General features: G+C 68.1%; 5 protein-coding genes. 2 read left to right on the forward strand and 3 right to left on the reverse strand.

What is annotated here, in order from left to right; all coding sequences use genetic code 11:
• Positions 1-1,070, reverse strand: a 1,070-nt coding sequence (locus GA0115259_RS27375; protein ID WP_176732670.1) for an N-6 DNA methylase, incomplete at its 3' end; no start/stop codon positions are given.
• 218 nt (positions 1,071-1,288) lie between these two features.
• Here GA0115259_RS27375 and GA0115259_RS27380 point away from each other — a divergent pair.
• Together GA0115259_RS27380 and GA0115259_RS27385 are read left to right on the forward strand one after the other, a co-directional pair.
• The gene (locus GA0115259_RS27380; RefSeq protein WP_093601998.1) at positions 1,289-2,110 is read left to right on the forward strand and encodes a DUF4190 domain-containing protein; all 822 of its coding nucleotides are present in this window, start codon (positions 1,289-1,291) and stop codon (positions 2,108-2,110) included.
• A gap of 112 nt (positions 2,111-2,222) precedes the next feature.
• The gene (locus GA0115259_RS27385; RefSeq protein WP_202450393.1) at positions 2,223-3,041 is read left to right on the forward strand and encodes a hypothetical protein; all 819 of its coding nucleotides are present in this window, start codon (positions 2,223-2,225) and stop codon (positions 3,039-3,041) included.
• 91 nt (positions 3,042-3,132) lie between these two features.
• Here GA0115259_RS27385 and GA0115259_RS27390 read toward each other — a convergent pair whose 3' ends face one another.
• A complete protein-coding gene (locus GA0115259_RS27390; RefSeq protein ID WP_176732671.1) occupies positions 3,133-3,891 on the reverse strand; it encodes an HNH endonuclease family protein in 759 nt (252 codons plus the stop codon).
• A gap of 101 nt (positions 3,892-3,992) precedes the next feature.
• A complete protein-coding gene (locus GA0115259_RS27395) occupies positions 3,993-5,195 on the reverse strand; it encodes an acyltransferase family protein (RefSeq protein WP_093602002.1) in 1,203 nt (400 codons plus the stop codon).
• Between the last annotated feature and the right edge of the window lie 226 nt (positions 5,196-5,421).

Here is a 5,421-nt window from a genome sequence, read left to right on the forward strand (position 1 = left end):
CGGCGGGAGGCGACGGCGGGTGGCATCAGCAGGACGGCGGTGCCACCGGGCCGCAGCCGGGCCAGCGCGTGCTGGGCCCAGGCCAGTTCGGACTCCGTACGGGCCGGGAATCCATACTCCCAGCGCGGATCGTAGGCCAGTTCGTCATGGCCCCAGTTGCGCTCGTTGAACGGCGGATGGCAGAGCACGACATCGACGGCGAGCCGAGGGAAGGCGTCGGCGCGCAGTGTGTCCCCGGCGCGCGTGCGGACCTCGGCTTCCGGATGGTCCATGCCGTCCGCGTGGAGGGCGAGGCGCAGTCCGGCGAGCGCGGCGAGTTCGGGAGCGGCCTCCTGGGCGTACAGGACGGCCGCGTGCGGTACGGCGCACAGCAGCGCGCCCGTGCCACAGGCGGGATCGAGGACGGTCACGCTCTCGGCGGAGGACGTCTGAGCGGACGGGGCCGAGGCGGACGGGGCCGAGGCGGACGGGATCGCCAGCGCGGCCATCAGCGCGGCGGCCTCCGGCGGAGTCGGTGTGTACTGGCGCGGATTGGCGTCGAGATGGCGGCCGAGCAGAAACTCGAAGGTCCGGCGAGGGCCCAGCTCCGCCGCCAGCTCACCGACACTCCGCAGCAGCGGAACGGAAGGAAGCAGTTCACGGGCGCCCGGAGTGTGAACAGCGCTCTCCGTCGGCGCGCCGAAGTGCACGGCGAGCACCTCGCCGAGCGCCACGGGCAGCAGTTCCGCGAGCTGCGCGTCCGACGCGGCGGCCAACTGCCGCCACCGCGTGGGCCTGTCCCGTACGAGCAGCAGGACGCAGCCGGCGCGGACAAGGGCGGTGGCGGCGGTCGCGCTGTCGCCCGACAGCTCCTGCCAGACCCGTTCACGCAGCGGTACCTCGGCGAGTTTTCCCTGGTCACGCAGCCACTGCTCGACCTGGCTCAAGGCGAAGGACGGGCTGGTCTCGGTGCCGCCGACGGGCTGCGGGAAGTCGGCGTGCCGCCGCCGCCAGTTGCTCACGGCGGCCCGTCCCACGCCCGCGAGCCGGGCGATTCCCGCGGCCGTCACCTCTGTTGCGTTCTCCGGCACCTGGCTGCCTCCCTCACCGTGCGGCTCCGCTGTGGCCGTGCGCTGTGACGCTGAGCATAGCGGTGTGATCGAAAAGTCCGATTCACAGCGTAGACCAACCCAAGGACGACATTTACTGTTGACTCGGTTCACAGCTTCTGCTGTTATTGACTCATCGCCACGCGGGATGGCTTTGAAGTCCCGCTCACACTCGTATGCCAGTCCGCGGAGGCACACCCATGTCGCAGTCCTCACCGCAGTACCCGCAGTCGTCGCCGTATCCGCAGGCACCGGTTCCGCCGGGACACGGCGCGCCCATGGCCGCCCGCAACGGCCTCGGGATCGCCTCCCTGGTCCTCGGGATCATCGGAGCCGTCTCGGGGCTGATCCCGTTCCTCTTCTGGCTGGCCGGTGTCCTCGGACTGATCGGGCTGATCCTCGGGCTGGCCGGACGAGGCAGAGCCAGACGCGGTGAGGCGACGAACAAGGGAGTGGCCACCTCGGGTGTCGTCCTCGGACTGCTCGCCCTGGTCCTCGCGGCGGTCGGCGCGTTCCTCACCTTCAAGCTCGTGGGCGACGCGGTGAAGGAACTGGACAAGGCGACGTCCTCGGTCAGTTCGGCGCCCAAGGCGGCGGGCGGTACGGACAGCAAGGACGGCGGCGGCAAGAGCGAGATACTCGGCGCCGGCGACTCCGCCGTCTACGACGACGATCTGACCGTCACGGTCTCGGAGCCCACCGCCTATACGCCCGGCGAGTACGCGGTCGGCCACACCAAGGACAACAAGGCCTACAAGGTGACTGTGGTCATCGAGAACGCCGGCAAGAAGAAGTTCGACGCCGGGCTGGCGACCGTCATAGCGCGGGCCGGCGAGGACGGTGTCGAGGCGGAGTCGATCATCGACGACACCACCGGAATCGGCTTCAGCGGCACGGTCATGCCCGGCAAGAAGGCCACGGTCCTGTTCGCGTTCGACGCGCCGTCCGCCGCCAAGGCGCTCACGGTCGAGGTCAGCCCGGGCATCCTGCACGACTCGTCCCAGTGGGACCTGAAGCTCTGAGTCCCGGCGCCACACGCGCTACACGCACCGCACCGCACGCACCGCACGCACTGCTCCAGCCATATCGCGGCCACGCCGCATCGCAGCCGATCGCAGTCACCGGAGAACCGTTATGACCGTCACCACCGCTCCTCGAATCCGCCGTGGCGCACTCGCCGCCCTCTGCACCGTCGCCATCCTGACGCTCCCGGCCTGCGGAGCGACCGGCTCGGACGGCAAGGACGGCGGCAAGGACGCCAAGGATCCCGACAAGTCCAGTTCCAGCAAGAGCAACTCCGGTGAGAAGCCCGAGCCGTTCGCGGATCTCTCGGGCCCGGAGATCGCCGAGAAGTCCTTCGCCACCGTCCGCGCCGCCTCCTCCCTCACGCTCAAGGCCGATGTGAAGGAGGGCACAGGGACCGTCGTCACCGATATGGCTCTCGACAAGAAGGGCGACTGCGCGGGCACGATGTCGATGAACGGCGAGGGCACCGCGACGGTGTCCAAGGTCGGCGCGACCGTCTATATGAAGTTCGACGAGGAGATGCTGCGGGCCCAGGGCGAGGGACAGCCCAAGGAAGAGACCGACGCCGTGGTCAAGATGCTCGCCGACCGCTGGGTGAAGACCGATGCCAAGGCTCCGGACGCCAAGGACTTCGTCGGGTTCTGCGCTCTCGATGAACTGCTCGCCGAGTTCGAGGACGGCGACAGCATCGCCCGCAAGGGACCGCTCACCACGGTGGACGGACAGCAGGCGATCACGCTCAACGAGACCGACGGCGCCTCCGACTACACCATGTATGTCGCCACCGAGGGCAAGCCGTATCTGCTGAAGATAGTCGTCAAGGGCAAGGACGCCGGCACGATGGCCTTCACGGACTTCGACAAGCCCGTTCCCGCCGAGGTCCCCGCCGACAAGGACATCGTGGACCTGGACGGCCTCGGCGGCTGACGCGTCGGCACATCGGCACATCGCACCAGGGAGGCCACCGCAGGGGAGTGGCCTCCCTCCCGGCTTTCCCGGCGGCCGTCCCGACCTGTCGTCAGCCGCCGCACTGGGCGAGCATGGTCCTCTTGTCCGGTGCCGTCACCGGCAGTTCGTACTTGAGCGCCACCTGCGCGAACCGCACCGCGTACGAGCAGCGGATCGCCTTGCTGGGCGGCAGCCAGGACGCCGGGCCCGAATCGCCCTTGGAGCTGTTGGACGGACCGTCCACCGGAAGGAGATTGAGCGGATCGTTCGCGAGCTGCTCGCGCTTGTCCTTGTCCCAGCGGGCCGCGCCCAACTGCCAGGCGTACGAAAGCGGCACCATATGGTCTATCTGGACGGCCGATGCCTTCTGCTTCGTCCAGTCGATGTCCTTGCCGGTGTACGGGTCGTACAGCGTCATCGACATCACGACGCAGTCGGAACCTGAACGGAACCGAAGGTTCTGGCCGTCGCGCTTCAACAGGTCGTTGCGCGTGTCACAGCCGTTCCGGGCCAGTGGCACGCCGTCCGCCGTGTCCATCCACGCGTAGCCGAACGCGTCCCGTGAGTAACCCGTCTTCGGCCCGCGCCCTTTGGTGGACACTCCGGCGATCAGATCCCGGGCGGCCGACTCGTCCTTCTCGGAGGAGATCGCCGCCAGGCCTGGCTTCGTACCGTCCGGATCGGCCAAGGGACTGGTCCCGTGGCCGTCGGTCGCCGTCGCTCCACCGCCCGGCCGGCCGCTTCCGTCGGACAGTCCACTGCCATCGGACAGTCCACTGCCGGTGCAGCCTGTCAGCACCGCTCCGAGTACCACTGTCCCAACTGCCACTGTGACGCTGCCGACAGCCCGTCCACCAGACGCCCGCACTCCGCGACCCCCCACTTCCCCGCCCTTCCGCCGAAAACCTTCTGCCGACACAGTCGCACGGCTCAGCCCGAAGTGGTGCGCTCGGGTGGGGTGTCCAGGCGGGAGAACATTCCGGTCAGTCCCTTCTTCAGGAACTTCGCCAAAGGCCGCTCGACAAGACGGTGTACGAGCCAGCTCAGCACCAGCATTCCGGCGATCAGCCCGATCACCAGCAGCCGGGCGTCGACGCGGTCGCGCAGATAGTGGATCACCGCGGTGCCGACCGCGTAGTGCATCAGATAGAGCGGATAGGTCAGGGCGCCCGCCGTGGTCAGCCACTTCCACCGGATCCGGTCGGCCAGGCCCAGCGCGACGCCCGCCATGACGAGCAGGAAGACCGTGTACAGGAACACCGAGCCGCTCCAGGTCGACACGTCCTCGAATTCGACCCGGTGCAGGATGTCGTTCTGCGACATCACCCAGGACATGCCCAGGATGCACCAGAGCAGCGGATCCTGGCCGAAGCGGTGCATGAGGTACAGAGCAAGCCCGGCGATGAAGAACCACGCGGCGTCGGGGTTGGCGAGCGTGACCAGGACGGGGATCCCGGACTTCCCGGCGAACACCGCGGCCGTGCCCCAGACACAGCAGAAGACGACCACCTTGCGGTAGGTCAGACCGGTGGCCACCACAAGCAGGAAGATGAGATAGAAGCGGAGCTCGGACCAGAGCGTCCAGTAGACATTGTCGACGTCCGGCACGCCCATGCCCTTCTGGAGCATGGAGAGATTGAGGATCCACTGCGTGGGCTTCAGCGGCTGGAAGACCGCCGGAAGGGCGGTCAGGACCGCCGTGGTGAACAGCACCGCGAACCAGTAGGCCGGATAGAGGCGGATCACCCGGGAGACGAAGAAGTCCCTCGGCCGCCGTCCCCAGGAGGACATACAGATGACAAAACCGCTGATGACGAAGAAGAACTCGACACCGAGCCAGCCGTAGGTGGCGGCCGGGAAGACATCCGGGAAGATCTCCGAGACCGGACGGCCCCAGATGGGATTGTCGGGCCGGTCGGCGCGGGCCGTGCCGATGTAGTGGTGCACCACCACCATCAGGGCCGCCACGAGGCGCAGCCCGTCGATCACATAGAGCCTGGTCCCGCGCCGCTCGCCCGGCGGCGCCGCGGACCGCTCCCCTCCGGCGGGAACGGCGGCGGGAAGGGTACTGACATCGACCATCTCGGGCTGCGGTATGTGACGCTCGTCCGTGGCCGTCTCGGCGTGCTTCATGTGTCCTGTTGCCCATCTGGTGCGGTCGAGGCAACCGGACGGGGCGCAGAAGGGCAAGCGCGTACACCCTGACGGTTCAGCCGTTGCCCCGCTGAACGGTATTCAGGCAGTCAAGGCGGCCATGGCGAACTGAAGGTGTCCAGAAGGCAACGAAGAGCCCAAGTGTTACCTCTGTCACTCGGCGCCATCTGTCCCGCAGCACGAGGCCCGCGTGTGTGGCGGGCGG

The sequence above is a fragment of the Streptomyces sp. MnatMP-M17 genome (assembly GCF_900091995.1).
Taxonomy (GTDB): domain Bacteria; phylum Actinomycetota; class Actinomycetes; order Streptomycetales; family Streptomycetaceae; genus Streptomyces.

Bases quoted from the DNA above. Each gene is read 5' to 3' on its own strand.
- GA0115259_RS27395 (WP_093602002.1), bottom strand. From the start codon at position 5,195: ATGAAGCACGCCGAGACGGCCACGGACGAGCGTCACATACCGCAGCCC.
- GA0115259_RS27385 (WP_202450393.1), top strand. From the start codon at position 2,223: ATGACCGTCACCACCGCTCCTCGAATCCGCCGTGGCGCACTCGCCGCC.
- GA0115259_RS27380 (WP_093601998.1), top strand. From the start codon at position 1,289: ATGTCGCAGTCCTCACCGCAGTACCCGCAGTCGTCGCCGTATCCGCAG.